Here is a 25,464-nt window from a genome sequence, read left to right as displayed (position 1 = left end):
GCGGCTTAAGGTGGTTAGGCCGGTCGGGTGATAATTCTTAGGATTATGCTTTCGAAGCAAGAATCATCACAATCGACCAAAGGAGGTCGATTGGGTGATAATTCTTTTTAGGAGTGAGCGTTTTGCGTAAAATCATGTTTACAGGCGGTGGATCGGCAGGGCACGTGACGGTAAACCTGGCGTTGATCCCCCATTTTATACAAGAAGGCTGGTCGGTGGACTACATAGGCTCGGAGGCGGGTATTGAGAGACAGCTGATCGAGCCTCTTCAGCATGTCCGCTATCACGGCATCGCAACGGGCAAGCTGCGTCGTTATCTGGACTGGCAGAACGTCAAGGACCCGTTCAAGGTCATCAAAGGCGCCTTCCAGGCTTACCGCATTATCAAGAAGCAGAAGCCTGACGTGCTGTTCTCGAAAGGCGGCTTCGTATCCGTGCCGGTCGTGATTGGCGCGCGGCTGAACAAGGTGCCGGTGCTCATTCACGAATCGGACTTGACGCCGGGGCTGGCGAACAAGATCGCGATTCCTTTCGCGGCCGGGGTCTGCACGACCTTCCCGGAGACGCAGCAGCATTTGCCGGCCGGCAAATCGCATTACGTCGGGGCGGTCATCCGCGACCAGCTCAAAGCCGGCGATGCCGCGCGCGGCCGCAAGTTCGCGGGCTTTATCTCGAGCAAGCCGGTGCTGCTTATCATGGGCGGCAGCCTTGGCGCCCGCAAGATTAACCAGGCTGTACGCGCATCGCTTGGCAAGCTGACGGAAAAGTTCCAGATCATTCACCTGTGCGGCAAAGGTCAGGTAGAGGCCTCCCTGCAGTCTCCTCAGTACAAACAGTTCGAGTACGTAAACGAGGAGCTGCCGGATCTTCTGGCGATGTCGGATGCCATCATTTCGCGCGCCGGCTCGAACTCGATTTTCGAGTTCCTGTACCTGCGCAAGCCGATGCTGCTTATTCCCCTGACGAAGGAAGCGAGCCGCGGCGACCAGATTCTTAACGCGCGTTCGTTCCAGTCGGCAGGCTTCTGCGAGGTGCTTTACGAGGAGGACATGACGCCGGAGACGCTCCTGAGCCACGTTACCGACCTCTATGCAAACCGGGATAAATACATCGACAACATGGAGAAAAACGATCGCAAGGACGCTTTGTCCCAGCTGATCGGCCTGATCAAGAAGACGGCGAAATAAACGCTCTTATCCCTCGAATGACCGCTATTAACCAGCAAGATTGTCTTGTGGTAACGGCGGTCTTTTTCTATAATAGGGGGAAGGTTAGGCAATAGTAGGAGGGAATTACAGATGGAATATATCAGTACTCGCGGAAATGTAGGCAAAATCGGTTTTGTCGACGCTTTCCTCATGGGTCTTGCGGACGACGGCGGCCTTCTTGTGCCTTATGAAATTCCGGTTGTTTCCGCGGCTAAACTGAAAGAATGGCAGGAGCTCAGCTATCAGGAGCTGGTGCTTGAAATCTTCTCGCTTTATACGAATGATGAAATTCCTTATGAAGATCTGAAGAAAATGGTATACGACGGCTATGCGACGTTCCGCCATCCGGAAGTGACGCCGGTTCATAAGCTGAAGGATGACCTTTATTTGCTGGAATTGTTCCATGGTCCTACTTTTGCATTCAAGGACATTGCGCTCCAGTTCATGGGCCAATTATATACGTATGTATCCCGTAAGCAGAACAAGAAGATTCACATTCTCGGCGCTACCTCCGGCGACACCGGCGCTTCGGCGATCGAAGGCGTCAAGGGCAAGGAAGGCATCAAGATCTGCATCCTGCATCCGAACGGCAAAGTAAGCAAAGTGCAGGAGCTGCAGATGACGACGGTTCAAGAGGACAATGTCCTGAACTTGTCCGTGGAAGGCAACTTCGACGACTGCCAGCGCATTATTAAGGACCTGTTCGCGGATCTCGAGTTCAAAGCGGCTAACCATCTGTGCGCGATTAACTCGATCAACTTCGTGCGCATTATGGCGCAAACGGTCTATTACTTCTATTCGTACTTCCAAGTGGCGAAGCAAACAGGCAAATCCGATGCAAAAGTAAACTTCAGCGTGCCGACAGGCAACTTCGGCGATATTTTTGCGGGTTACCTGGCGAAGCGTATGGGTCTGCCGGTTGACAAGCTTATTCTGGCGACGAACGAAAACAACATTCTGGAGCGCTTCATCAAAGAAGGCGTATACAAGCCGGGTGACTTCCGCACGACTTACAGCCCTTCGATGGACATTCAAGTGGCAAGCAACTTCGAGCGTTACCTTTACTATGTTCTGGACGAAAATCCGGAGCAAATCCGTTCCATTATGGACGGCTTTAAGTCCGAAGGGCAAATCGTCGTATCCGGCGACGCGCTCCGCAAGGTGCAGGATGAGTTCGCCGCGCATGGCGTGCAGGGCAAGGAATGCCTGGATACGATCGCAGCGTACAACAAAGAAACCGGCTATCTGCTGGATCCTCATTCCGCATGCGGCGTAGCGGCATCGGATCAGCATGCGGCAGCTGGCGCGGTAACGATCTCGCTGGCGACTGCGCATCCCGCGAAATTCAACGAAGCGATTGAGCTTGTTGGCATTGAGCAGGAGTTCCCTGCGCCAATTCAGGCGCTCTTTAACAAGCCGCAGCGTCAAACGCTGGTGGACGGCACGCAGGAAGCGGTCGTTGAAGAAATCGTGAAATTCTACAACGCGTAATCGACGCGAAAAAAAGAGGCTGCTTCGAACAATCCGAATTAAACATTCGGTTTGCTCGGAGCAGCCTTTTTTGCCATATAAGAAAGTAGAAGTTTTTCCGTCGGAGTATTTATGTTTTGCGCTCTCGATTAGACCCGTTGCTGCTCCAATTCCAATAGCGCGGTCTTCATCGGAAGACCTCCTCGGTAGCCGGTCATGGAGCCCGTCTTGCCAACTATCCGGTGGCAGGGCAGGACGATCAGGAGCGGATTGGCGCCAACGGCGGCTCCTACCGCCCGGGCGGCCTGCGGACGTCCGATGGTCTCGGCGAGATCGGAATAAGCAGCCGTGCTGCCATATTGCACCGCGCTCATGGCCTGCCACACTCTTTGCTGGAAATCAGTGCCTACCAGATCAAGCGGCAGCGTAAAAACGTCGAGACTCCCTTGAAAATATTTCGTAAACTCATGCGTATAACGCTCCATCTCCGCGTCATGCCGGACCAGCTCGTAGCCGGGCAGGCGAGCTTCGGCCCATTCGGCCAGCTCCTCGAAGGGAGCGCCTTGCGAGCCGACATAACAAAGGCCGTTATCGGTCGCGGCCAAATGCAGGTTCCAGTCGTCATGCTGAAGCAGGGTCCAATATATGTTTTTGCTCATGGCTTGTGATTCGCTCCTCGGTATTGGGTTGGGGTAAGTCCGGTAACGTTCTGAAATCTCGTTGTGAAATGGGCGGCATTCGCATACCCGACCTGACCCGCAATGTCGGTTACGGGCAGCGGGGTTGCGGCTAGCAGCTTCATCGCTTCCCGGATACGGATTTGCTGAATATAAGCTGCGGGCGTTAAGCCCGTAAGTCTTTTGAATGTCCGCTGCAAATGATAAGGGCTTAGATGCAGCGCGTCCGCGAGATGCGACAAGGTAAGCGGCTCCCGGTAATGCGCCTCGATATAAGCGCGGGCCTGCGCTTCCCATTCCTCGTCCGGCAGCTGAGGCTGGATCGGCTTGCATCGTTTGCAGGGGCGGAATCGTTCGGATAAGGCGTCCCTCGGCGTCTGGAATATTCTGACGTGCGAGCGGTTCGGTGGCTTCGACTTGCAGGACGGCCGGCAAAAAATTCCCGTCGTTGTCACTCCATAATACCATTGCCCATCGCAAGAGCCGTCATTCGACACAACCGCTAGCCATTTGTCCTCCGGGATGCCGGTCGCTTCCGTATTTCCCATTTTCGCTCACCTCCAGGTTTAGTATACCTTGATTGGACATCAAATCGTAAGCGGCGGTGAATGAAAGCGCAAGATTACGAAAGCGGCGGAGCGATTTGGTGTGGTTCAATGAATGGAGTAGAATGTAAGAGTATAGAGGAAAAGGGAAGGATGCTCATGACGGAGTCAGCGAGGCTGCATATCGAAGTGCCGGAGCCTTTCAGCTATAAGGAGACGGTCAATTATTTGCGGAGATCGGCTAACGAGCCGCTTTATCAGGTGGAGGGCGATGCCGTTTACCGGCTTATTCCGTTTGGGAGCGGGGAAGAGCCCGCGGCCGTCGAAATCCGGGAGTCCGGCAACGGCGGGCTGCTTGTGCGGGTCATTGGCGAGGAACGGGTTAACGGGGAACGGCAGCGGGGGATCGAAGCTTTTATCCGGGAGTGGTTTGATTTCGATACGGATCTGCTGCCTTTTTACGAAATGGCGGAGAAGGATCCGCTGCTGGTTCATGCGATTGGACGTTTTCGCGGCTTACGAAGCGTGGGGATCTCGGATTTGTTCGAGGCGTTATGCTGGGGGATTATCGGGCAGCAGATCAATCTGGCTTTTGCTTATACGCTCAAGCGGCGCTTCGTGGAGGCTTACGGGCAAAGCGCGGAGCGGGAGGGCAGAACGTTCTGGCAGTTCCCGGTTCCCGGGACTATCGCGGCGTTAAAGCCGGAGGATTTGACGTCCATGCGGATGACGAGCAAAAAATCCGAGTATCTCATCGGCGTAGCGAAGCTTATGGCAGAGGGCTCTTTGAGCAAGCAAAGCTTGCTTGCTCTCGGAGATTTTGCGGCAATCGAGAAGCAGCTGACGGGGATCCGCGGCATCGGACCGTGGACGGCTAATTATGTGCTCATGCGCTGTCTGCGCTTGCCGGATGCTTTTCCGATTGCGGATGTGGGATTGCATAATTCGATAAAAGCGTTGACCGGCAGCGACGCGAAGCCTACGATCGGCGAGATCAGGCGGATGGCGGAGGGCTGGAAGGGCTGGGAATCCTACGCGACCTTTTATTTATGGCGGATACTGTATTAAGAAAGGAGTCGAATTGGGATGAAGTTTGAAGGAAAAGTCGTTGTTATAACGGGAGCGGGCAAAGGGATCGGCGCAGCGCTGGCCGTTGCTTACGCAGTGGAAGGAGCCCGGATTGCGGCCGTTGACCGTGACGGAGAGCTCGTGAAGCATACGGTGGACCGTATTGTCGAAGCAGGCGGCCATGCGATTGGATTAACGGTGGATATTAGCCGTCCGGAGGAGATCGAAGCCGCATTCGCTGCGATTGACGAGCAGTATGGACGAATCGACGTGATGATCAACAATGCGGGCTTAGGGAAGTGGAAATCGCTTTACGACCTGAGCCTGGACGAGTGGGATTACGTGCTGAACACGAACCTGCGGGGAACTTTTCTCTGCGCAAAGGAAGCGGGCAGACGGATGCGAGAGAGCGGCGGAGGCTCGATTGTAAATCTGTCTTCCACGCGGGCACTGATGTCCGAGCCGAATTCGGAGGCGTATGCGGCTTCCAAAGGCGGCATCGTCGCGTTGACGCATGCGCTGGCCGTTTCGCTGGGACCCGATCATGTGCGGGTAAACGCGATCAGCCCCGGTTGGATCGAGAACGGCGATTACGAGGCGCTGCGACGGAAGGATCATTCGCAGCATCCGGCAGGACGAGTGGGCAGGCCCGATGATATCGTCCGTGCTTGCTTCTATTTGACCAATCCCGAGAATGATTTCGTAACCGGAATCAACCTCGTCGTCGACGGCGGCATGACGCGGAAAATGATCTACGAGGAGTAGATCAGCTGATTTTGAAGCAAAGAGGCGAATTGAGCGCATTACGCTGGATGGAATCCAACGAAGCCTCAATTCGCCTTACGCGATTTATCCCTGCAGCCCAAAAACCTCGGCAATCAAACGGTACGACTTCACGCGGGCTTCTAAGTTGTGGACCGAGCTCATGACAAGCACTTCGTCGGCTTGGTATTGCTCGGCCATCTTCAGGATGCCGGCTCGTACCTGTTCCGGCGTGCCTATAATCCGGCGCTCGCGAGCCCGGTTAATCCGGTACAGGTCGGACTCCGTGTATGGATAATCATAAGCCGTCTTTACGGAAGGGAAGCTAAGCTGGTCTACGCCGTTCTCCAGCAGCAGGAAAAAAAGATCCGTGCTGAGAGCAAGCTCGTTAGCTTCTTCCTCCGTATCCGCGCAAATGGCAAGCACGGCGATCATGGAATGCGGCTTGTCGTACAGAACGGACGGTTCGAAGTTTTCATGGTAATGCTGCATCGCGGTCTCGCCGCCCGGCGTACCGAAAAACTGCGCAAAAGCGTAGTTCGTTCCAAGCTGCGCGGCAATCCGCGCGCTCTCGTAGCTGGAGCCAAGCAGCCAGACCTCGGGTACCTGCTCGATTGCGGGAGCGGCATGCAGTCCGGCAAAAGGATGGCCTTCCGGCATTTTTCCGCGGAGGTAACCGATTAAATCGATAATTTGCTGTGGATACTTGTTAATATCCACAAATTTGTTTTCCTGCAGCGCGCGGGTCGCCGTAGGCATGCCGCCAGGGGCACGGCCGAGACCAACATCGATTCGGCCAGGATGAAGAGCTTCGAGCAGCTTGAAGTTCTCCGCAACCTTGTAGGAGCTGTAATGCGGCAGCATGATGCCGCCGGAGCCTACGCGGATGCGCGAGGTAGCCGCGGCCAGATGGGCGATCAGAATTTCCGGGCTGGAGAAGGATAGCATTTTACCGGCATGATGCTCGGAGATCCAATAGCGGCCGTATCCTTGTCTTTCCGCTTCCTGGGCCAGACGGGTCGTGTCCGCCAGCGTGGCGGAGGCATTTTGCCCCTCGTTAATATGCGACTGGTCGAGAATACCCAGCTTGATCATGAGTGCGGTGCACCTCCTGTGCATGTAAGTATGTGCAACCTTGATTATACCCTAATTCGCGAACTGTTACAAAAAATTGTACAGTAGGCGTGGAGCCGCATCCCATGGCGCAAATATTGACTTCAGGCGCTATAAAGGGTATTATTACACAAGCTTGAATACGAATAGGTAAGGGTGAAGATCTTGAATTCGAAACTTCAAATTAAGAGCGTAACCTTAGCGGACAAAGACTTGAAATCCGGTTTATTCCAGTACATTATGACGCTTGCCGACGGCTCCAGAGCAAGACTTTTCTACAGCAACAAACCAGAGTGGCATCTGACAGGCGTAACGCGTCTGCTCAACGTTCCATGCCCGCTGTGCATGAAAGACTACTACTGCGGCTGCTTTGAGAAAAATGCAGAGCTGTTCGACCGTCAAGTGAATGAGCATGATTTTATTCCTGCTTCCATGAGAGCTTAAGCTTTTTAAACATGATGAAACGGCTTCTGCCAGGCGTGAACCAATGTCCGCAAGGACAACGATTCATGCCGGCAGAAGCCGTTTGTCGTTTTCAATCTCTACTATTCCCGCATTCCGCCTTCCACGATGTTGAAGTAATAGTTTACATCGTCCTCGCACGCGGACATTTTATCCAAGGACTGCGGCGCGCATACGATCAGGCGGGTTGCCGTGATCGGTAGCTGCTCATCTCCAATGGGGTAGACGCCTTTTTCATCCACGCCGAAGTTGGACTCATTCTTCATCGCGTAACTCCCGTGTAACGGATCCAGCTCAAGCATTACGTAACGGTGTTCGCCGCCTGCAGGCTTTAGCTTCAACAATTCAAGCTGCTGAACTCTATTGACGAAGTCATCTGCCAGGAAGGCTCCCGAATATTGCAGCTTTTCATTCGTTAAGCTGCGTTTGAGCGTGACGGATTGCTCCGAGGCGTGGTAGACAGCGTTAATGCGGTTGTAGCGGCCATTGGCATCGGGATCAAAGAGTTGAAATTCGAGTTCGATCACCTCTCCATTCTGGGCAAGCACGGTTTCAAAGCCCTCAACTCTGGCCTGATTGCTCACCGGTGCCCGGGCCATCACCATCTTCCATACGCCATCGAATCCAAGCTGTTCGATCGATACATTACCCCATGCGCTTTGTTTGGGAATGGAATCCAAATGGCTCAGAACAGGAGGAACAACCAGTTGCAAAACATACATGGCTAGACCAAGCAGGGCCGCCTTATCTTTGATCGAGAGATTGGGCCTTGGCTTCCGGAAAAATAACAGGTATATGACAAAGCCCAGCGGCAGGCGCAACCCGTTTAAGGAAAACGTGAACCCACCGAGCAGCATATGGCCGATAAGCTTCCAGCCCAGGTTTTTCTCCGGTTCCGAGCGTTTGCGGTAAAGCATAATCAGACAGGCAATAACGAGGAGAGGGAAAAGGGCAGACAGCCAAATAGTAACATTCGATTGGTTAAACTTTGCATACCCGTATAAATAAAAACCCGAGAAGCGGACATGAGCTCCTTGAGCGAATTTTGAGAGCTCCGTGTCAGGAATATCAACGGATATAGCATTTCCCGGACCTTCGCCGCCTCCGTAAGTTCCTCCGAGCAGATCTTTCCCGGTTGTATCGGTGATTTGCCACTCTGGTCCGTTTGAATTGATAAAGCTGTCATTTGTAATATGCGAGATATTCAACAGCTGCCCGGAACTCCGGTTCGGATGGGGAACGACATTAAGCTGGATGTAAAAATGCTTTTGGCTTTTTCCAACCTTCTCCAAAATAATGTCCGAATCAAATTTTCTCTCAACGACAAGATTAAGCTTGGTTTCGCCAACCTCCTTCGGAATCCATTCCGGCTTCAGGAAAAACTCCACCGCTACGCCTTCCTTCACAAGGGATAGGCTGTATCCTTCCTGATTAATAATTCGCTGATAAACCGCAGAGCTGCGGTTATGGTAAAGCTGAATTAGCAGCACCGCGGTAAAAAGAATAATTACGACAAGAACACCTGCTGCTATTTTCCAAGCTATCCTCCAATTCAATTGGCGTACACCCCGCTTTCAGTCCGTCCCATGACCCAATGCATAAACCTATAACTATATACTTTGGAAAAACAAGGAAAGTTGCGATGGCACAGCAAGTTATAATCCAAACGGAAGGGGCAGGTCCGCAATAGGCGGCTGCCCCTTTTTCGCTCTTACATTTCCTTCAGCGCTTTGACTCCCAGCAGCTTCAGACCGTCCTCGAGAGTTTCGGCCGTCTGGCGGACAAGCGCCAGCTTTGCCGCCTGCTCGGCAGTGTTGCCGGTAATGATCTTCTCATGGTGATAGAACCGGTTAAACGTCTGGGCCAGCTCGATCAGATAACGGGCGGCAACGGAAGGCTCATACCGCTGCGCGGCTTGCGCGAGCGCTTCGGGATAGCGCATCAAAGCCTTGACCAGCTGCCAGGATTGGTCGCTTTCGGTATAGCGGTAATCGGCAGCACCGGCGTTGTCGCCAGATTCTGCTGGAGCTCCGCTGCCCGCTTTGCGCAGGAGGCTTTGCGTTCTTGCGTAAGTGTATTGCACGTAAGGCCCCGTCTCGCCTTCGAAGTTCACGACGTCCTCTAGGGAGAAGTTTACTTCATGAAGCCGCGAGTGGAGCAGATCGCCAAAGATGACGGCGCCAACGCCAACGGCTTCCGCAACCTCGGCTTTGCCCGCAAGCGAAGGGTTCTTTTCCTCGATAATGCGCAGAGCATGAGCGGCCGCTTCATCCAGAACATCCTCGAGGAAGACGACCTTGCCTCTGCGGGTAGACATTTTTTGTCCGTCCATCAGCATGAGGCCAAACGGGATATGCTTGCATTCCGTCGCCCAGTCGAAGCCCATGCGCTCAAGCACCAGGAACAGTTGACGGAAATGCAAGGATTGCTCCGCGCCAACCACGTACAGCAGCTCATTGCCTTGCATCTGATCGTGCCGGTAGATCGCGGTGGCGAGATCGCGCGTGGCGTAAATCGAGGAGCCGTCGGATTTTTTGATGATGCAAGGCGGCAGTCCTTCTTCATCCAGCCGTACGACTAACGCGCCGTCGCTCTCTTCGAGCAAGCCTTGACGGGTCAGTTGATCGACTACCGCATCCATTTTATCGTTATAGAAGCTTTCGCCAAGGTAATGGTCAAAGGAAACGCCAAGGCGGTCGTACAGCTTGTTGAAGGCGGCCAGACTGTCCTTGATAAACATATTCCAATAGCGGTGGGCTTCGGAATCGCCAGCCTCCAGCTTAACGAACCATTCCCGCGCTTCCGGCTCCAGCTCCGGCTGGAGCTTCGCTTCCTCGTGGAAACGGACATAGAGCTCAAGGTAGGCTTTAATCGGATCCGACGCTCTATCGGTCTGGTCTCCCCATTTCAGATAAGCCGTAATCATTTTGCCGAATTGAGTGCCCCAGTCGCCCAGATGATTAACGTTAACCGTATCGTAGCCAACCTTGCGGAGCATGTTGTAAAGCGCGTTGCCGATCATCGTCGAGCGCAAATGCCCGATGCCGAACGGCTTGGCGATATTGGGGGAGGACATGTCGATAATGACGCGCTTGCCTCCGCCAATCTCAGGTATTTGCGCTCCGCCATCCTGCACGAATTGCCCGGTCACAGCCGCGCGGTTGAATTTGAAGTTAAGGTAGGGGCCTGCAGCGGATATTGTCCACCGGCTGCTCTCGGGCAAGGAAGCCGCCAATTGTCCGGCGATATGCGCCGGGCTTTGTTTCATTAGCTTAGACAAGGCAAAGCAGGGGAAAGCGACGTCTCCATGCTGCTCGTTAGGCGGGAACTCCAGAAGCTCGGCAACTTGCCGGCTGGATAAGGAACAGTGCTCCGCCAGACTGGCGGCGATCATTTCTTTTAGCATTAGGGTGAACCTCCTGAATAATTGGCCTAAATAAAAACATAAAACCCCCGTCTCGTAAGAGACGGGGGTTAATCCCGCGGTGCCACTCTTGTTGCTTTATGGCAGGGCGAAAAGATTCATATACGCGCTGCCGTAAGCATCTCGACGTTGTAACGGTTCTGAACCGGGCAGGCCTACTGAAAGCGGTTCGGCCAGCCATCTCCCGGGTCCTCTTCGCAAAATGCGCCATCGCCGGCTTTCACCAACCCGGCTCGCTGCTCATGGTCATCCTCTTTGCTACTGTCCCGTTCCTCGATGTTATATAACGACCATCATACTTGATGTTATCTGAATAATCAATCTATTGTTTCGTTCTTTGGCTAAGAATTTGAATAAACGACTGGCAGGCTACAAAAGTCCGCATAATCGTAATCGGCTCGCCATCCTTATACAAGGCCATGGCAGGAACGGCGCGCAGCTCCAGAGGAGCGGCTGTCTGCGGGAACAGATCGATGTTAACCGAGGCAACGGTCATCTCGCCGCGAAGAGAAGGAATAGCGGCCTCGAGCTGTCCGGCAATCGTATGGCAAGGCGTGCAGAAGGTGCTGCGGTACAGAACAAGCACAGTAGCTCCGCTTGCGATGGCTTCCTGCAGCTGTTGATCAGTGAGCTGGTTCAAAGACATATGGCGGTTATCTCCCGGTTTTTAAGAATAAGAACGATGCCCTCCATTGTATCATCCCAGCTTCAACTGCTCAATTGCTCCGCGAATAATGCGGCATGAAAAATTCATCTGCCGGTTTTCCTCCGGCGTCAAATTAAGCTCAACGATTTCTTTGACGCCGCTGCGGGTGATGATGGCCGGAACGCCAGCCGCAATGCCCGTCTGGTTGTATTCCTGCTCGAGGATGGAGGAGACGGCGATGATGCGGTGTTCATCATTCAGGACGGAGCGGGTAATGTAGGCCAGCGCGTTGCCGATGCCGTAGTGGGTGGAGCCCATGCGGGTGTAAATTTCCCAGCCTGCATTCTTGGTCTGCTCGGCAATTTCGTTCAGTTTGAGGTGGCCGAACCGGACCGGATGCTGGGTCAGAATATCCCCAATCGGTTTGCCGCCAATCGTCACATGCGACCATGCCGGGAATTGGGACTCTCCGTGCTCACCCAGCACGTAGCCGTTCACGCTGCGCGGATCGACCGAGAAATGCTCGCAGAGCAGCGTTTTGAGCCGGGCCGAGTCAATGGACGTGCCGGAGCCGATAACCTGGCCGCGGGGCAGTCCCGATAGTTTCCATACGACGTAAGTTACCACGTCAACCGGATTAGCCGCCGCGAGAAAAATACCGTTAAACCCGCTGCCCATGATCCGCGGAACGATATGGCCATAGATGTCGGAGACCGCGCTTAGCATGCCCATCCGGTCCTGGCCCTTTGGCGGATAACCGCCGGCGGACAGAATGACGACGTCCATATCCGAGCAATCCTCGTACGTACCGGTATAGATTTTCGTGCGGGAATGGATAAAATCCATGCCATGCGACATGTCGAGCGCTTGTGCCGCTGCGCGGTCAGGCGTCCGTCCGATCAGCATGATTTCATCGCATATCGACTGATTGATAAGGGAATACGCGCAGCTTGAACCCACGTTGCCAACCCCGACGATTGCTACCTTGCGCGCTTTGCTTCTCATGCCCATCCAGCCCCTTATCCCAAGTGTTGTTACTTCTAGTATATGGGCTTGCATACCAATCATGTGACGGCGAAGTTACGGTCATGTTCGTCTTTCTTCCATAGCGGATAAGCGGACGAACATAGGCCGTGAGCAGGGCGGCTTCCGGACGCAACCATGTCAAAAGTCTTGCCGGGAAAAGCGAAGATTAGCGTTTATGCGACCAAAAACTCCATTTTACTACATAATACGACAAACATATTTAATATATTATATAGATTAAAATAAAATATGAAGAGTAGAAAACGAAAGAGAAATCCCTATTTTGTTCGAAAAACAATTGTTTTTGCTCAATTAACCCCTAATATCGTTCGCAGGTCGCATTGATTGTATATATTAAATATATTATATTATCTTTAGGTGTAACCGCTTTCACCACATGGGCAAGAAGTGGTCGATTCCGAATTGAATCAGCAGGTTGCTTTTAAGCCTAAGCAAATGCTTGCGAAGTATGAATGGTATCACTGGCAGTGCCCGACCGTGGATGTGTTATTCATTATAGGAGGTGGAAGAGACAATGATTGCAAACGAGGCAAAAGTCGAAGTTATGCCGATCCCGAAAAAAAAGAGCCAGACTTGGTCTAGAGTTTGGTATTTCAGGCATGCGTACTTGTTTATGCTTCCAGCCGTTATTTGGTATTTGGTGTTCAGTTATTATCCGATGTACGGCGTTCTGATCGCATTTAAAGATTTCAAGTACAACCTCGGGATAATGGGAAGCCCATGGGAAGGACTGCGGTACTTCAAGCAGTTCTTGAATGATTCCAGCTTTTATTCGGTTCTTAAAAATACGCTCTCGATCAGCGGCCTTAAGCTGCTGTTCGGTTTTCCGGCGCCGCTTGTTCTCGCCTTAATGCTGAATGCCGTAATGCGAAGCAAAATAAAGCGGATCTTCCAAACCATTTCGTACCTGCCGCACTTTGTATCCTGGGTCGTTGTCGTAACCCTGATGCAAAAGATACTTTCTCCCAACGTTGGTCTTGTGAACGACATCCGTGAAAAAATGGGACTCGATTCGATCTTTTTTATGGGAATGCCGTCCTTATTCTATCCTCTGGTCATCACTTCCGATATCTGGAAGGGCATTGGCTGGGGATCGATCATTTATTTGGCCGCGCTGACCAACATTGATCCGCACCTGTACGAAGCCGCGGAAATGGACGGGGCGGGCCGATGGAGCAAGCTGTTCAAGATCACGCTGCCAACCTTGGTGCCGACGATCGGCATTCTGCTCATTTTCTCCTTAAGCGGCATTCTGAATGCCGGGTTTGATCAAATATGGCTAATGCAGACGCCTGCTACGTTAAGCGTCTCTGAGATATTGGACACCTACGTGCTCAAGACGGGTATCCAGCAAGGACAATTCGCTTATTCCACGGCGATCGGCCTGTTCAAATCGGCGATCTCGCTTGTCCTCATCATAACGGTTAACAAGATAGCCAAGAAGGTAAGCGACGTGTCTTTATGGTAAGCCATAGGGTGATCATTCATTAGGATTATGCTTTCGAAGTATGAATCATCACGATGGCCTGTATGGCCATTGGGTGATCATTCATTTGAGGAGGTGCGCGAATGGGCACGAGAAGGATGTCCGCAGCCGATAAAATCTATTCGAGCTTGAATTATACCGTATTGACCGTATTTTGCCTGACGGCACTTTACCCCTTTATTTATTTTTTGGCGCTATCGTTCAATGACGGCTATGACGCCATGAAAGGCGGCATTTATTTCTACCCTCGCGTTTTTACGCTCGAAAACTACGCCAAGGCGTTTAATAATCCGCAGGTCTTGAATGCCTTTACGATTTCGGTTTCGCGGACTTTTATCGTTACCCTATGTTCCGTCATGCTGACTTCATTGCTCGCTTACGGGCTTTCGCGGAAAGGTCTGCCCGGAAGGAAATATATCGTCTTTTTCTTCTTCTTTACGACCTTGTTCAGCGGCGGATTGATTCCGACTTTCATTTTGTACCGGCAAATTCACATTATCGATACGTATTGGGTGCTGGTGCTGCCCGTGCTGTATGACTTTTTTAACGCGATTGTGATGAAGACGTTTTTTGACGGGATCCCTCCCAGCTTGTCGGAGTCGGCCCGCATCGACGGGGCAAGCGAACTGCAGGTGTTTGCAAGAATCATTCTCCCGCTATCCATGCCTGTACTCGCAACCATAGCTTTGTTTGTGGGGGTTGGCGTGTGGAACGACTGGTTTACCGGGCAGTTCTTCATCTCGAAAGAAAATCTTCAGCCTGCGGCAACGTTCCTGAACAAAATGATCAGCGAAGCGTCCTTCCAATCCATGACGGGTTCAAGCAGCGGTTCGAATATCCAGAACATGAGTCAGACTCAAATGGAGCTGCGGGGCGTAACGCCGGAAGCGCTCCGGATGACGTTTGTCATCATCATTACCACTCCGATCCTCTGCGTGTATCCGTTCCTTCAAAGATTTTTCGTAAAGGGTGTACTGGTAGGTTCGCTCAAGGAGTAGTCGCGAGGGGTATAAGAGGCTTTGCCTTTTATATATACAATTAAAAAATGAGAGGGGCTTGTCAAATGCGTAAAACCAGATTAAAAGGTTCTCTTGGCCTGGCGGCTGCGATCCCGCTTCTGGCATTATCGATGACGGCGTGCAGCGACAATGGAGGGAACAACGAACCAAATGCAACTGCTGGTAACGCAACGAATACGGGACAAAAAGAAGCGGATGCACCCAAGCAGGTCACGTTAACCTTCCTAAGCGCCTGGAATGGCGGCGGAGCAAGCTTTCCGCAGGATCAGGTAAACAATCCGGTAGCCAAAGCGATAAGAGAGAAGACAGGCGTCACGCTCAAGATGGAATCGATCACGACAAGCGAAGTCGAGAAGCTGAATACGATGTTCGCTTCCGGCACGGTTCCGGATATCGTAAACGCTCCGTACTGGTCGACGACCGGCGGCGAAGGGCAGGTTATCAAAAAAGCCGCGCTGGAAGGTCAGCTTCTTGACTTAACGCCTTATCTCGATAAATATCCGAATGTGAAGAGACTGGTCACAACCGGCATTGCCAAGGACTTCGCTGAGTTTGACATGAACAGCCCCGATCTGGAAGGCAAGCAGTATATTATTCCAACGGAAACGCCTGACGGTTCGATCGAAAGCATTCATAACTGGAATTACGGTCTTTATGCCCGCGGCGATATTCTGAAGGCGCTGAATGTAAATCCGGCGGATATTGATACGCAGGAAGAGCTGTACGACTTGCTGGAGAAGATCAAAAACGGCAATTTTAAAGATATTAGCGGCAAGCCGGTTATCCCTGCCGGCACGATGCATAACGGCTGGGATTCCAGCCAATTCACGAAAGGGTGGACGGGTTACAATATTTCGGACTTCCGCGAGGAAGACGGTAAGCTGACCTTCTGGGCTTTATCCAAAGACGAAGAAGACAAAATGCTGTATATGCGCAAATTGATCAAGGACGGATTATTTGATCTTGAAGCGTTCAGCAATACCGACACGACAGCCAAAGAAAAGCTGACTACCGGCAAGCTGGCTGTATTTGGAGCCCAACCTCTGCTCCTCGACCTGCAAAAAACGCTGTATAAGACCAATCCGGAAATGCAATACGAGCTGCTTGGTCCTATGAAGAATAAGAACGGCGAAATCGCGACGCAGGTTGAGAAGCCGGGACGTTCCGGATTCCCTGCCATCTTCTTGAGCGCGAAAATCAAAGATCCGGATGCGGCGCTGCGTTATCTTGATTTCGTAAACAGCGACGAAGGCCGCCTGCTCGCTTACTGGGGTATTGAGGGCAAGGATTATACGATGGTGGACGGCAAGCCGCAATGGATTCCGGACGTGAAGAAGCAATTTGACGAGAACCCGGACTTGAAGCGCGACGAAGGGCTTAACTTCCTTCCGGGAAGATTCATTGGCGCATTCTCCGATACGGTGACATGGCCGAAAACGGATGATCAAAAAACGCAATGGGATAAGCTGGAGGAAAGCTTCTCGGCGAAAATGCCGATTAAAATCATTGATAAAGTAAGCGCGACCTATCTTGAAAGAGAATGGCCGAAATATCAGCAATATCGCGACAAGGTAGGCGGCTTTGATTTTAACGCGGAATTGCAGAAGGCCTACTTCGCGAAATCGGATGAGGAAGCTTTGAAAATCCTTCATAACGCGCAAGACAAGTTCAAGGATGCCGGCGTCCTGGAAATGACAGAGTTTGTAGGCCAAAAAGCCGCAGAACGGGATGACATTGGTTTCTAAGATAAAAGAGGACTAAAAAAAATCAACCGCCCGAGCAATCGGGCGGTTGATTTTTTTTAGTCTTCAATTAAGCCAAGCATGCGCATCGTCACCGTCGCCGCGATATACGTCCGGAGCCCATCCGGATCTTCGGCGCCGATTTCTTCGGCTTGGTGAAGACCGAGCTCTTCTTCGACGAGCTGGATGACGAGCCGCCGGTAATGACCTTGCCGGTCTTGCCGGTGGAACTGCTGCTGCCGGAGCCGACCGCCGTGGAGTCGGCGTTCTTCGAGCGTTTTAAGATGGATCCGGTTCGGTTTACCGTCATTGGCGGTGCTTTTTTCAGATCCTGATCGGTTGGCTTGTGGTAAGTGGTCTGCGGTTTATAGACATCCTTCTGGGTGTAACCGCGGTAATTGCCGTGTCCGTACTTGCCGTTATCGAACAGATCGCTAAGCACGCTGGCAAGCAGGTAACCCTCCAGGAAGCTGCTGCTGTAATTGTTCCGCACATACTCCTTGGAGTCGATCTCGATCAGGGAGTCCGACGGATCGTCGGGAGCCTGCTGGATCTGGATCACCTCGTCGCTGTAGACGAGGAACATCCTCTCGGTACTTTCCGCGGACTGCTGCTCCGGCTTCTTCTTGTCGATAAGCTGCTTGGCGACCTCCGGAACGGTCTGGTCCGCAGCCCGGTAGACATAAGACGTCTGGCTGCCCGAACCGTTCACCGATTCCAGCGGATACTGCTCCTTTACGGTGTCGGAGATGGCGCAGGCAGCAAGCATGGGAACGATGAGGCTGAGTAATAGAATAATTTTGATGCTATGAAGCCACCACTTCTTCATCCGTGCTCCTCCTAAAAAGAATAGCTTAGCTTCGCCTTATGCGCCCCGGATCACGCGGACATCTGCGGGCAGCACCGATTCGCCTACGTACAGCATGAAGCGTCCGTCAAGCCATTCCACGCGGAGCAGCTTCATATCATCGGACTGATATTGCCACACGTATTGCTCGCCGCCCTGCATAAACGGCGTTTTGCCGCTTGCCGCAATCATTCCCGAGTAGTTTTCTTCCATGTGATAAGCCCGGTCATCCAGCTCCAGGGTAGTCGGCACTTCGTCAAAGGTATCCAGTCGTCCGTCAATTTGCTCATACAGCGCGAAAACCGTTCTTTCGCGTTCCTCAATCGACAGATAGCGGATATCGCTTCCGTCCTGCAGCGTCAGCACGACAGCGTTGCGGCTGCGGTTCCGGCTGCTGCCGGTTACTTGATACGTGACCAGGGAGACTTCGCATACATCGCCGGGTGCGAGAGACAGGATGCTTTTCTCCGCTTTCACCGGCTCAGGCTTTGCCATTATATTTTTAATCCGTTTAAAAATGCTCATCAAGGTTTACTCCTTCGTACGATCGTTCTGTTAGACCGAAGCAATAATCAGCGCACCAGCAATGTGAAGGGAGCCGGCGATCAGCGCGTAGCCGACCTTGCCCTCGTGGATGCCTTTGTCCAGCTGAATGCCGGCAACGGCCCCGAAGATAATCCGGAAGATCGCTTCAACAATCAATAGCGTAATAAACGATACAAGCGAGATCACAAGAGCTTCCCACATGTAAGTTGCCTGTCCGATCGACGAGGCAAGGATGTACGCCTGTGCGCCCAGCTTCATGACAAAGCGGACCGCTACAGCAATATTACCATCTTTCATTTCCTTAAAATCATGGTATTTCGTGGACAATGAATCTAAATACATGAGGATAAAAAGCAGAAGCGCCCCAGCGCCCGTCCACACCGGAATTTGCAGCAAATCCGTCCAAGTCATGACCATCTTTCCCCCAATAAAGTAATAGAACTGCAAAATCCGCCGGCGCTGCCGTTAAGCTATGGCGCCGGCGGACCTGTTTGCGTCAGTCCATTTTATTCCATGCGTGCAGGTGCTATTCCTTCTTTTCGTACTGCTTCATCAGAGCGGCAAGCTCGTCTTCAACCGCTTTGTCCTTGCCAAGAGCCGCGAACTCGTCGTCAAGCGATTTGCCTTTGGATTGCGCAAGTTCGTTCGATGCTTCGGCGCGCGCTTCGGCTTGAAGCATCTTTTCTTCCATGCGCTTCAGGCCCGCGGTAGCGGAATCGGAGCTGAAGCCAGCCATCGATTTGTTGATGTGCTCTTGCGCTTTGGCCGCTTGGTAGCGGGCAACGAGCGTCTCGCGCTTGTTCTTCATTTCCGTCAACTGCTTGCGCATTTCATCGAGCTTCGCACGAAGGTTATCCGCCATTGCTTTGTTGTTATCGAAGCTTGTTTTGTATTCGGCTGCTTTCGCTTCGGCCGCTTTTTTCTCTTCCAGTGCCCGGCGGGCAAGGTCGACATTCTGAGCTTGAGCGGCAATATGAGCTTGCTCGCCGCGTTTTTCAACCAGCTGAGCTTGTTCTTCATACAGCTGCTTGAATTTTTTCTCGAGGGCGATTTGGGCCGCTACGGCTTTTTCGGCATCCTCAAGATCTTCTTGCATGTCCCGGATATATTGGTCAGTCAGCTTGATCGGATCTTCCGCTTTCTCAATCAGAGCGTACACATTCGATAAAGTAAGGTCACGAAGTCGTTTGAAAATAGACATTTTAAACATCCTCCCGGAATTTTCGATTTTCAATATTGGAGCTTATAACACCTACATACGATTATACGCTCGATAAGGTTTCATTTCGATAGCTCGGGAAAAAGTGGTGCCCCGGTTTGTTGAAGGGAAATAGAAAACTTTGGTAAAATAGATGAGGAATCTATTCATTGTACCTAGGGAGATGAGCAGGAATGAGTCATGAAATCATCCGCCAATTCGAATATCATGCATGGGCCAACAATCGGTTGTTCGAGCATTTGAAGCAGCTTCCCGAAGAAGCGTACGCGGCAGAGGTGCAAAGCGTGTTCCCGTCCGTAGCCGCGGTGCTGGAGCATCTGTATGTCCGCGACGAGCTGTGGCTTGCCGTCCTGCTGGGGGAAGAGACGGATCTGATTGGTTTGGTTAACCGCAAGACGGAGGAAGTAAAGGGGATGACTGCGGCATCGCTGGAAGAATGCTACAGCCGGATAGCAGACCGGTTCCGTGCCTATATCGCTGGTGTGGAAGACCTGGACAAACTGACGACGATTACGCATCCGAGATTTGGATCCATGACGGCGCCGTTATCGGGCATTATTCAGCATGTCGTTAACCACGGTACGTATCATCGGGGGAACGTGACGGCTATACTAAGACAGCAGGGCCATCCGGGCGTTGCTACGGATTATATCTTTTTCCTGTACGGACAATTTAATTAATCCACAGGCTTATCCACATTATCAACATAAGTAATCCCCAATAATAACGAGACTTTACATAAAGTTAATAACATATCCACAACAGAGGCTGTCCACATAAAGTCCTAGCCCGGAAGTCAGGTCATACATGCAAAAATGTAGAGATTTGTCGGAGGTTTTCGTTGAAAATAAGGATTCGTTTGGAATGGTTGACCGTTATCGTTGCAGCCGCAGTCTTATTGCCGCTATTGTTCTTCAGTCCCGTGGGAGTTGCGAATAATGGCGACTTTTACCGCATCATGCTGGCGGGCGGCATCGATTTCGCCGATCCCGGCGAATCGTACCGGGATAAGTACTTCGGGTATTTTCACGCGTTGTATCATTACGGGCCATTCTCGGCTGAGAGCTATCTCTCTTCCCAGATTATCCTAGTCTTTATTGCGGGGATGATCGGCCGGGCCTCAAACTCGCAGGTGTTTGACATCCGGATTTTATCGCTGCTCTATTCCGTCCTGTACGCTGCGGCTTTGTACGTGATCGTTAAATACAATAAACAGCGTTCGGTGCTCTTTAATGCCGTACTTATCGCAAGCTTGGCGCTGGTATTTCTGGATATCGGGTACGTCGCTTATTTCAACTCGTTTTTCGGGGAAGCGGTCACCGTCATCTTTATGCTGCTTACCTTCGGATTGGCGCTTGCCTTGCCTCGCTCGGACAAGCCTTCGGTCTGGCTGCTGACGGCCTTTTATTTGTCCGCTGTTTGTCTTGTCGGCACCAAGCTGCAAAACGCTCCGATCGGGCTTTTGCTCCTGCTGCTGGGCTTGCGTTACTGGAGGCTGCGTTCCGACCGTGGATGGAGATGGACGGTCGGGATTTGGTCAGCCGTGCTGCTGCTTGCCACCGTCACGATGTATGCCGCAGCGCCAAACGAACTGAAGCACATCAATCTGTATCAAACGGTGTTTTTTGGGGTGTTGAAGGATTCGCCGGACCCGGCATCGGATCTTAGGGAGCTAGGTTTGCCGGAGGAATTCAAGGTGAATGCGGGTACGAATTATTTTCAGAAGGACACGGCGATCAAGCAGGATGACCCCCGCATTCTTGCGGCGCTGAAGGGGATCAGCCATAAAGATGTGCTGCTGTATTACGCGAAACATCCGGATAGATTCCTTCAGAAGCTGGAACGTGCCGCAAAGAATGGAATGAGTATCCGGCCTTTGTACCTGGGCAGCTATGAGAAGGAGGCGGGCAAGCCTTACGGGGCAGTTAGTTACGCCTATAGCTCCTGGAGTACGTTTAAGCTGAAGGTTATGCCGAACAACTTTGGTTTTGTTGCGGCGTTTGCGGCGGCGTATCTCGTCATTCTTGCCGTGGAGTATGGGAGGCGGCGGAAATCGATCCGGCAGCGGCTGTATCTGGAGGTTTTGTTTGTACTTGCGCTTACCGGGATGTGTGGCTTTACGGTACCTCTCGTCGGTGACGGGGAGGCGGATCTCGGCAAGCATTTATTCCTGTTTAACGTCTGCTTCGATTTGATGACGGTAGTCAGCGTGCTGTATGTCGTGCGGTTCATCGCAAAAAAAGCAGGGCTGCCGCGCGGAGCTTGACCTCCGCGCGAACAGCCCTGCTTTTCTTTTGGATTTGCTTAGCCCTGTGCGCCGGGGCGGATGCGGACGACGCCAATCTCCGTTGCGTTAATGGCAAACGCGTTGCCGCCTTGGTTAATCGTTGCGTTCGCCGATTGGCCGACGTGGACGTTGGTTGTGCCTTTGCTCCATTTGACAATGTTCTTGTCAGCGGATTTCGTTCTTTTGCGACCCATTCGAATCACCTCCTCGCCATTGTTTGGACGGATGAAGAGGTTCATTAACGTTTGCGCTTCTTGTTTTGCTTCGCTAGCTGCTTCATAATCTGAACGTTAACGGCGTTGCTCGCGAGCACGTTGCCGGCTTCGGCCGATGCCTTGGCCGTCTGATAAATGTTAATAACGATATAGTTGTTGCGGCCGACGCGGTAGCGGTAGGACTTCACATTCTGATGAATCAAGGGGGGAGCCTCCTCCTGATAGATGAGATCTTCTATAGTCTATGTTTAATAGTAGAGTCGGTCGCGGCGCATGCTAGAGATGAAGGGATTAATAGATCGATATGTTACGCAGGAAAGTATCGAGAGGGGAGATTGATGATGTTACGCAGGAAAGTATCTCCTTCCGGTTGCTGTTGTTATCTTGATATTTCTGATTGAAGTTTTATCGGTTATATCAAGAGTAACAAAGGCAAGCGCTAACGCTCCTCCACGAGATACTTTCCTTCTCCACCTATCAATCGGTGTGGGGGGACAAAAAAGAGTGGAACCGGCTTAAAGCCCAGTTCCACTACTTTTGTTTCAAAAATAATCGATAGGATCCGAAGAGAAAACATCTCCTGGAAGAGTGTAACGCTTGCCTTTGAAATCGTGATAAAACCATAAACTATTTATTCGAATATCACGATTTCAACAGCAACTGGAGGGAGATGTTTTTTCGGCAGGATCATAATCGATTAAAACGCCCAGTTGCCGTTAACCAGGATCGGCTCGCGGGTGCCGTCTTCGGTAATGCCGTAGAGGTTGAGCTCGGCGGAGCCAACCATGAAGTCGGTATGCGCCATGCTTTGGTTCAGCCCTCTTGCGAGCAGCTCCTCGCGCGACAGGCCGGCGCCGCCTTTGATGCAGGACGCGTATGCGCTGCCCAATGCGAGATGGCAGGAAGCATTTTCGTCGAAGATCGTTTTGTAGAACAAAATATTCGAATCCGAAATTGGCGAGGTATGCGGAACCAAGGCAACTTCGCCGAGGAATTTTGCTGCGTCATCGGTATCGAGCAGGCCTTTAATGGCTTCCTCGCCTTGCTCCGCCTTGAAATCGACAACGCGGCCGTTCTCGAAGGTAAACGAGAAGTTATCGACGATATTGCCGTTATAGCTAAGCGGCTTCGTGCTGGAGATTGTTCCGTTCACGCCGGTACGAAGCGGTGCCGAGTAGACTTCTTCGGTTGGCAGGTTTGGAACAAACCAGGTGCCTTGCTCATTTTGCTTGCTGCCGCCAAGCCAGATTTGATCCTTCGGCATTTCGAGCGTCAGATCGGTGCCAGGGGCTTCGTAATGCAGATATTTATAGGCTTTATCGTTCAAATATTGCGCTTTGGATTTGAGCTGCTTGATGTGCGCTTCCCAAGCGGCGATAGGATCCGGCTGGTCGGCGCGTACCATTTGGAAGATGGTATCCCACAGCTTTGCGACCTGCTCCTCCTGCGGAAGCTCCGGGAAGACCTTGGCTGCCCATGCAGCGGAAGGGGCTGTTGCCAGCGACCAGGTGAATTTGAAGGCCTGGGACATTTGACGGTATTTTTCGTTGGCTTTGCGCGCCGTACGGTCCGCGTTGCGGATTTTTTCCTGCGGCACGCCGCGGAGCAGATCGGGATCGGCGGATCCGATCGTAATGGAAGCTGCGCCTTTTTCCGCCATCTCGAGCTTTTCGCCGGCGGACCATTTTGGCTCCTCCAGGAAGGATTCAAGCGGAGCAAGATCATAATGAATGCGGGATACCGCGTCGTCATGCCAGAATACCTTCACTTGGTAGGCACCGGCTTCATACGCTTTTTTCACGACGAGTCGAACGAGCTCTGGCGCGTCGATTGTCGCATTAACCATGACCGATTGTCCTTGCTGTATGTTCGCTCCGATTTTTACGATGATGTCCGCATAGTTGTTTAATTTTTGCTCAAAAGTCAGCACGGGGCTTCATTCCTCTCTCGTTAACGATATGTATAGTTTCCACTGGATCCTATAGCTATAGTATGAACTTATTTGTTCGGAATTTCAAAATGGTAGAGGAGAGGCCGGATTGTTGGTTACGGCGCGGGACGGCGTTATAATAGCAGGGTAGGTTTTTAATGAGAAACGGAGTGAAGAAGCATGGAATCGATATGGCAACAGAGAAAAGGGCAGCTGGCTGCGTACTTGAAAGAGAACGGCATTGATATCGCCTTTATTACGTCACCGACGAATGTATATTATTTTACGGGATTTTCCTGCAATCCGCATGAGCGGTTCCTGGCGTTAGCGCTGGATGCGCGGACGGGGGAGGAGACGCTGTATATGCCGCTTCTCGACCTGTCGGCGGCAGAGCCTTTTGGGGGGAACGGCAAGCTTGTTCCGATCTCGGATACGCAGAATGCTTACGAGGTGCTGAAGCAGCACACGGCATCGGGAGTGGCGGCAGCGGGCATTGAGAAGGAAGCGGTGTCGATCGCCAAGGCCGAGCGTATTCAGGAGGCTTTGGGCGGAACGCGGTTCGTTGATCTCGAGGGCTTTATTCTGTCCCTGCGCACGAAAAAAAGCCAAGAAGAAATCAGCAAGGTGCAAAATGCCGTCCTTATGGTGGAGAAGGTCGTAGCCCACGCCGCTTCCCATGCCAAAATCGGCATGACGGAGCTGGAGCTGACGGCGGAAATCGAGTATCAAATGCGCAAGCTTGGCGCGGACCGCCCGGCGTTTGAGTCGATCGTGCTGACCGGCGCGCGTTCCGCGCTGCCGCATGGCACGCCGGGTTACGACAAGATCAAGCATGGCGATTTTGTGCTGATCGATATCGGCGTACAGGCCGGCGGCTATTGCTCCGACATTACGAGAACCTTTGTGATGGGCGAGGCTTCAAAAGAGCAGCGCGCCATCTATGATACGGTGCTCGCGGCGAACATGGCGGGAATCGCGGCGGCAAAAGCCGGCGTAACGCTGGCCTCCGTGGATCAAGCGGCCCGCGGCGTAATTGAGCAGAAGGGCTTTGGGCCGCTGTTCACGCATCGCCTCGGCCATGGCTTTGGCATGGATGTGCATGAGCAGCCCTCCGTTTCGGGGCAGAATCTATCGATTATCGAGCCGGGCCTGCTGTTTACGATTGAACCGGGCATCTATGATCCGGCGATCGGCGGCGTCCGGATTGAGGACGACGTGTACATTCAAGCGGACGGCTCCGTGCGCGTGTTGACCAGCTACCCGAAAGAGCTGATTTTGCTGGGCAACTAGTTGAGTGATGTGGCGGTGGTGGTGATAGCCTTCGCGTGGGGCTAACGAAACTACAACACCTTATTTGGCGGTTTTTGGGCCGCTATGATTTCTAACGAAACTCAGTAACACTTCCTCGGCCCACGTAGCCGGCAAAAAGAAATCCCTGCATACCAGCAGGGATTTCTTTTTGTGATATTTTACTGAGCATAACGTTTGATGGGACCTCGCGCGCGCTAACGAAACAATAACACCTTATCCGGAGCATTTGCAGCAGCTCTCATTTCTAACGAAACTCAGTATCGTTATTTGAGGCGAACGAGCTGCATTTGGCTTGAAAACGACCGAATAGCGATACCTGGTTTCGTTAGATTTAGAAAACGGCCGTTTTTCCGGAAATAACGATACTACGTTTCGTTAGCGGGATGAGGGAGGCTGCGAGAGTCTATCCTTGAAATTTGCGGTCCCCGACAAAGCCCAGT

Annotated in this window: 25 protein-coding genes and 1 other annotated feature; of the genes, 11 read left to right on the top strand and 14 right to left on the bottom strand. The window is 52.2% G+C overall.

Annotation, left to right across the window (positions count from 1 at the left end):
* Positions 1 to 134 precede the first annotated feature (134 nt).
* Both EV294_RS22385 and thrC read left to right on the top strand, forming a co-directional pair.
* Complete coding sequence (locus EV294_RS22385) at positions 135 to 1,187, top strand: undecaprenyldiphospho-muramoylpentapeptide beta-N-acetylglucosaminyltransferase (protein WP_132310965.1); 1,053 nt, start codon at positions 135 to 137, stop codon at positions 1,185 to 1,187.
* A 111-nt stretch (positions 1,188 to 1,298) separates the two neighbouring features.
* Entirely contained in the window at positions 1,299 to 2,699 is a 1,401-nt protein-coding gene (gene thrC / locus EV294_RS22380) for a threonine synthase (RefSeq protein ID WP_132310864.1), read from the top strand.
* A gap of 128 nt (positions 2,700 to 2,827) precedes the next feature.
* Here the strand turns inward: thrC and EV294_RS22375 are convergent, their stop codons facing one another.
* The gene (locus EV294_RS22375; protein WP_132310862.1) at positions 2,828 to 3,337 is read right to left on the bottom strand and encodes a methylated-DNA--[protein]-cysteine S-methyltransferase; all 510 of its coding nucleotides are present in this window, start codon (positions 3,335 to 3,337) and stop codon (positions 2,828 to 2,830) included.
* Positions 3,334 to 3,903 (bottom strand): bifunctional transcriptional activator/DNA repair enzyme AdaA, encoded by a 570-nt coding sequence (locus tag EV294_RS22370; protein ID WP_132310860.1) that lies wholly within the window; start codon positions 3,901 to 3,903, stop codon positions 3,334 to 3,336. Before EV294_RS22370 ends, EV294_RS22375 begins: the two co-directional genes overlap by 4 nt.
* A gap of 156 nt (positions 3,904 to 4,059) precedes the next feature.
* Here EV294_RS22370 and EV294_RS22365 point away from each other — a divergent pair, with 156 nt between their 5' ends.
* Positions 4,060 to 4,968, top strand: a complete 909-nt coding sequence (locus tag EV294_RS22365; protein WP_243711752.1) for a DNA-3-methyladenine glycosylase family protein — start codon at positions 4,060 to 4,062, stop codon at positions 4,966 to 4,968.
* A gap of 18 nt (positions 4,969 to 4,986) precedes the next feature.
* Positions 4,987 to 5,733, top strand: coding sequence for an SDR family NAD(P)-dependent oxidoreductase (locus EV294_RS22360; RefSeq protein ID WP_132310856.1), 747 nt, complete (start codon positions 4,987 to 4,989; stop codon positions 5,731 to 5,733).
* An 84-nt stretch (positions 5,734 to 5,817) separates the two neighbouring features.
* Here EV294_RS22360 and EV294_RS22355 read toward each other — a convergent pair whose 3' ends face one another.
* Positions 5,818 to 6,825: an LLM class flavin-dependent oxidoreductase gene (locus EV294_RS22355; RefSeq protein WP_132310854.1), complete on the bottom strand. Its 1,008-nt coding sequence runs from the start codon at positions 6,823 to 6,825 to the stop codon at positions 5,818 to 5,820.
* A gap of 183 nt (positions 6,826 to 7,008) precedes the next feature.
* Between EV294_RS22355 and EV294_RS22350 the strand changes: the two genes are divergently transcribed.
* On the top strand, positions 7,009 to 7,287 hold the full coding sequence (locus EV294_RS22350) for a hypothetical protein (protein WP_041613660.1): 279 nt from the start codon (positions 7,009 to 7,011) through the stop codon (positions 7,285 to 7,287).
* A 101-nt stretch (positions 7,288 to 7,388) separates the two neighbouring features.
* Here the strand turns inward: EV294_RS22350 and EV294_RS22345 are convergent, their stop codons facing one another.
* From EV294_RS22345 to EV294_RS22330, 4 genes are all read right to left on the bottom strand, one after another.
* Positions 7,389 to 8,861 (bottom strand): hypothetical protein, encoded by a 1,473-nt coding sequence (locus tag EV294_RS22345; protein ID WP_132310852.1) that lies wholly within the window; start codon positions 8,859 to 8,861, stop codon positions 7,389 to 7,391.
* Between the two features lie 155 nt (positions 8,862 to 9,016).
* Positions 9,017 to 10,711 (bottom strand): arginine--tRNA ligase, encoded by a 1,695-nt coding sequence (gene argS, locus EV294_RS22340; RefSeq protein WP_132310850.1) that lies wholly within the window; start codon positions 10,709 to 10,711, stop codon positions 9,017 to 9,019.
* A gap of 54 nt (positions 10,712 to 10,765) precedes the next feature.
* Positions 10,766 to 11,012 (bottom strand) — a binding site (T-box leader).
* A gap of 39 nt (positions 11,013 to 11,051) precedes the next feature.
* Positions 11,052 to 11,375: a thioredoxin family protein gene (locus tag EV294_RS22335; RefSeq protein ID WP_132310848.1), complete on the bottom strand. Its 324-nt coding sequence runs from the start codon at positions 11,373 to 11,375 to the stop codon at positions 11,052 to 11,054.
* 51 nt (positions 11,376 to 11,426) lie between these two features.
* Positions 11,427 to 12,380, bottom strand: coding sequence for an L-lactate dehydrogenase (locus EV294_RS22330; RefSeq protein WP_132310846.1), 954 nt, complete (start codon positions 12,378 to 12,380; stop codon positions 11,427 to 11,429).
* Between the two features lie 556 nt (positions 12,381 to 12,936).
* Between EV294_RS22330 and EV294_RS22325 the strand changes: the two genes are divergently transcribed.
* The 3 genes from EV294_RS22325 to EV294_RS22315 all read left to right on the top strand — a co-directional run bounded on the left by EV294_RS22325 (position 12,937) and on the right by EV294_RS22315 (position 16,672).
* Positions 12,937 to 13,890 carry an ABC transporter permease gene (locus tag EV294_RS22325; RefSeq protein ID WP_132310844.1) on the top strand — a complete coding sequence of 318 codons (954 nt, stop codon included), beginning with the start codon at positions 12,937 to 12,939 and terminating at the stop codon, positions 13,888 to 13,890.
* Between the two features lie 101 nt (positions 13,891 to 13,991).
* Entirely contained in the window at positions 13,992 to 14,906 is a 915-nt protein-coding gene (locus EV294_RS22320; RefSeq protein ID WP_132310842.1) for a carbohydrate ABC transporter permease, read from the top strand.
* Positions 14,907 to 14,971: 65 nt separating this feature from the next.
* Positions 14,972 to 16,672, top strand: a complete 1,701-nt coding sequence (locus EV294_RS22315) for an extracellular solute-binding protein (RefSeq protein WP_132310840.1) — start codon at positions 14,972 to 14,974, stop codon at positions 16,670 to 16,672.
* An 88-nt stretch (positions 16,673 to 16,760) separates the two neighbouring features.
* Here EV294_RS22315 and EV294_RS22310 read toward each other — a convergent pair whose 3' ends face one another.
* From EV294_RS22310 to EV294_RS22295, 4 genes are all read right to left on the bottom strand, one after another.
* A complete protein-coding gene (locus tag EV294_RS22310; RefSeq protein ID WP_132310838.1) occupies positions 16,761 to 17,498 on the bottom strand; it encodes a DUF4247 domain-containing protein in 738 nt (245 codons plus the stop codon).
* A gap of 36 nt (positions 17,499 to 17,534) precedes the next feature.
* Positions 17,535 to 18,041, bottom strand: coding sequence for a DUF4178 domain-containing protein (locus EV294_RS22305; protein ID WP_132310836.1), 507 nt, complete (start codon positions 18,039 to 18,041; stop codon positions 17,535 to 17,537).
* A 30-nt stretch (positions 18,042 to 18,071) separates the two neighbouring features.
* Entirely contained in the window at positions 18,072 to 18,473 is a 402-nt protein-coding gene (locus EV294_RS22300) for a DUF350 domain-containing protein (protein ID WP_132310834.1), read from the bottom strand.
* Positions 18,474 to 18,588: 115 nt separating this feature from the next.
* Entirely contained in the window at positions 18,589 to 19,263 is a 675-nt protein-coding gene (locus EV294_RS22295; RefSeq protein ID WP_132310832.1) for a PspA/IM30 family protein, read from the bottom strand.
* A 191-nt stretch (positions 19,264 to 19,454) separates the two neighbouring features.
* On the opposite strand from EV294_RS22295, the gene EV294_RS22290 reads away from it, so the two are divergent.
* Complete coding sequence (locus EV294_RS22290; RefSeq protein WP_132310830.1) at positions 19,455 to 19,961, top strand: DinB family protein; 507 nt, start codon at positions 19,455 to 19,457, stop codon at positions 19,959 to 19,961.
* Positions 19,962 to 20,122: 161 nt separating this feature from the next.
* On the top strand, positions 20,123 to 21,547 hold the full coding sequence (gene wsfD, locus EV294_RS22285) for a glycan biosynthesis hexose transferase WsfD (protein WP_132310828.1): 1,425 nt from the start codon (positions 20,123 to 20,125) through the stop codon (positions 21,545 to 21,547).
* A 38-nt stretch (positions 21,548 to 21,585) separates the two neighbouring features.
* Here the strand turns inward: wsfD and EV294_RS30410 are convergent, their stop codons facing one another.
* From EV294_RS30410 to EV294_RS22275, 3 genes are all read right to left on the bottom strand, one after another.
* Positions 21,586 to 21,762 carry a hypothetical protein gene (locus EV294_RS30410; RefSeq protein WP_165930766.1) on the bottom strand — a complete coding sequence of 59 codons (177 nt, stop codon included), beginning with the start codon at positions 21,760 to 21,762 and terminating at the stop codon, positions 21,586 to 21,588.
* A gap of 44 nt (positions 21,763 to 21,806) precedes the next feature.
* A complete protein-coding gene (locus tag EV294_RS22280) occupies positions 21,807 to 21,986 on the bottom strand; it encodes a hypothetical protein (protein WP_132310826.1) in 180 nt (59 codons plus the stop codon).
* Between the two features lie 494 nt (positions 21,987 to 22,480).
* Positions 22,481 to 23,713, bottom strand: coding sequence for an aminopeptidase (locus EV294_RS22275; RefSeq protein ID WP_132310824.1), 1,233 nt, complete (start codon positions 23,711 to 23,713; stop codon positions 22,481 to 22,483).
* Positions 23,714 to 23,893: 180 nt separating this feature from the next.
* Between EV294_RS22275 and EV294_RS22270 the strand changes: the two genes are divergently transcribed.
* A complete protein-coding gene (locus EV294_RS22270; RefSeq protein ID WP_132310822.1) occupies positions 23,894 to 25,003 on the top strand; it encodes a M24 family metallopeptidase in 1,110 nt (369 codons plus the stop codon).
* Positions 25,004 to 25,464: the final 461 nt, after the last annotated feature.

This window comes from Paenibacillus sp. BK033 (assembly GCF_004345425.1).
In the GTDB taxonomy this organism is placed as follows: domain Bacteria; phylum Bacillota; class Bacilli; order Paenibacillales; family Paenibacillaceae; genus Pristimantibacillus.
Note: the sequence above shows the minus strand (reverse complement) of the source record. Positions and strands in the feature narration are given on the sequence as shown.

What these genes read in the sequence shown, in the direction of transcription:
- EV294_RS22385 (WP_132310965.1), top strand. Translation starts at nt 135, where the DNA reads ATGTTTACAGGCGGTGGATCGGCAGGGCACGTGACGGTAAACCTGGCG.
- thrC (WP_132310864.1), top strand. Translation starts at nt 1,299, where the DNA reads ATGGAATATATCAGTACTCGCGGAAATGTAGGCAAAATCGGTTTTGTC.
- EV294_RS22375 (WP_132310862.1), bottom strand. Translation starts at nt 3,337, where the DNA reads ATGAGCAAAAACATATATTGGACCCTGCTTCAGCATGACGACTGGAAC.
- EV294_RS22370 (WP_132310860.1), bottom strand. Translation starts at nt 3,903, where the DNA reads ATGGGAAATACGGAAGCGACCGGCATCCCGGAGGACAAATGGCTAGCG.
- EV294_RS22365 (WP_243711752.1), top strand. Translation starts at nt 4,060, where the DNA reads ATGACGGAGTCAGCGAGGCTGCATATCGAAGTGCCGGAGCCTTTCAGC.
- EV294_RS22360 (WP_132310856.1), top strand. Translation starts at nt 4,987, where the DNA reads ATGAAGTTTGAAGGAAAAGTCGTTGTTATAACGGGAGCGGGCAAAGGG.
- EV294_RS22355 (WP_132310854.1), bottom strand. Translation starts at nt 6,825, where the DNA reads ATGATCAAGCTGGGTATTCTCGACCAGTCGCATATTAACGAGGGGCAA.
- argS (WP_132310850.1), bottom strand. Translation starts at nt 10,711, where the DNA reads ATGCTAAAAGAAATGATCGCCGCCAGTCTGGCGGAGCACTGTTCCTTA.
- EV294_RS22335 (WP_132310848.1), bottom strand. Translation starts at nt 11,375, where the DNA reads ATGTCTTTGAACCAGCTCACTGATCAACAGCTGCAGGAAGCCATCGCA.
- EV294_RS22330 (WP_132310846.1), bottom strand. Translation starts at nt 12,380, where the DNA reads ATGAGAAGCAAAGCGCGCAAGGTAGCAATCGTCGGGGTTGGCAACGTG.
- EV294_RS22325 (WP_132310844.1), top strand. Translation starts at nt 12,937, where the DNA reads ATGATTGCAAACGAGGCAAAAGTCGAAGTTATGCCGATCCCGAAAAAA.
- EV294_RS22320 (WP_132310842.1), top strand. Translation starts at nt 13,992, where the DNA reads ATGGGCACGAGAAGGATGTCCGCAGCCGATAAAATCTATTCGAGCTTG.
- EV294_RS22315 (WP_132310840.1), top strand. Translation starts at nt 14,972, where the DNA reads ATGCGTAAAACCAGATTAAAAGGTTCTCTTGGCCTGGCGGCTGCGATC.
- EV294_RS22310 (WP_132310838.1), bottom strand. Translation starts at nt 17,498, where the DNA reads ATGAAGAAGTGGTGGCTTCATAGCATCAAAATTATTCTATTACTCAGC.
- EV294_RS22305 (WP_132310836.1), bottom strand. Translation starts at nt 18,041, where the DNA reads ATGAGCATTTTTAAACGGATTAAAAATATAATGGCAAAGCCTGAGCCG.
- EV294_RS22300 (WP_132310834.1), bottom strand. Translation starts at nt 18,473, where the DNA reads ATGACTTGGACGGATTTGCTGCAAATTCCGGTGTGGACGGGCGCTGGG.
- EV294_RS22295 (WP_132310832.1), bottom strand. Translation starts at nt 19,263, where the DNA reads ATGTCTATTTTCAAACGACTTCGTGACCTTACTTTATCGAATGTGTAC.
- EV294_RS22290 (WP_132310830.1), top strand. Translation starts at nt 19,455, where the DNA reads ATGAGTCATGAAATCATCCGCCAATTCGAATATCATGCATGGGCCAAC.
- EV294_RS30410 (WP_165930766.1), bottom strand. Translation starts at nt 21,762, where the DNA reads ATGGGTCGCAAAAGAACGAAATCCGCTGACAAGAACATTGTCAAATGG.
- EV294_RS22270 (WP_132310822.1), top strand. Translation starts at nt 23,894, where the DNA reads ATGGAATCGATATGGCAACAGAGAAAAGGGCAGCTGGCTGCGTACTTG.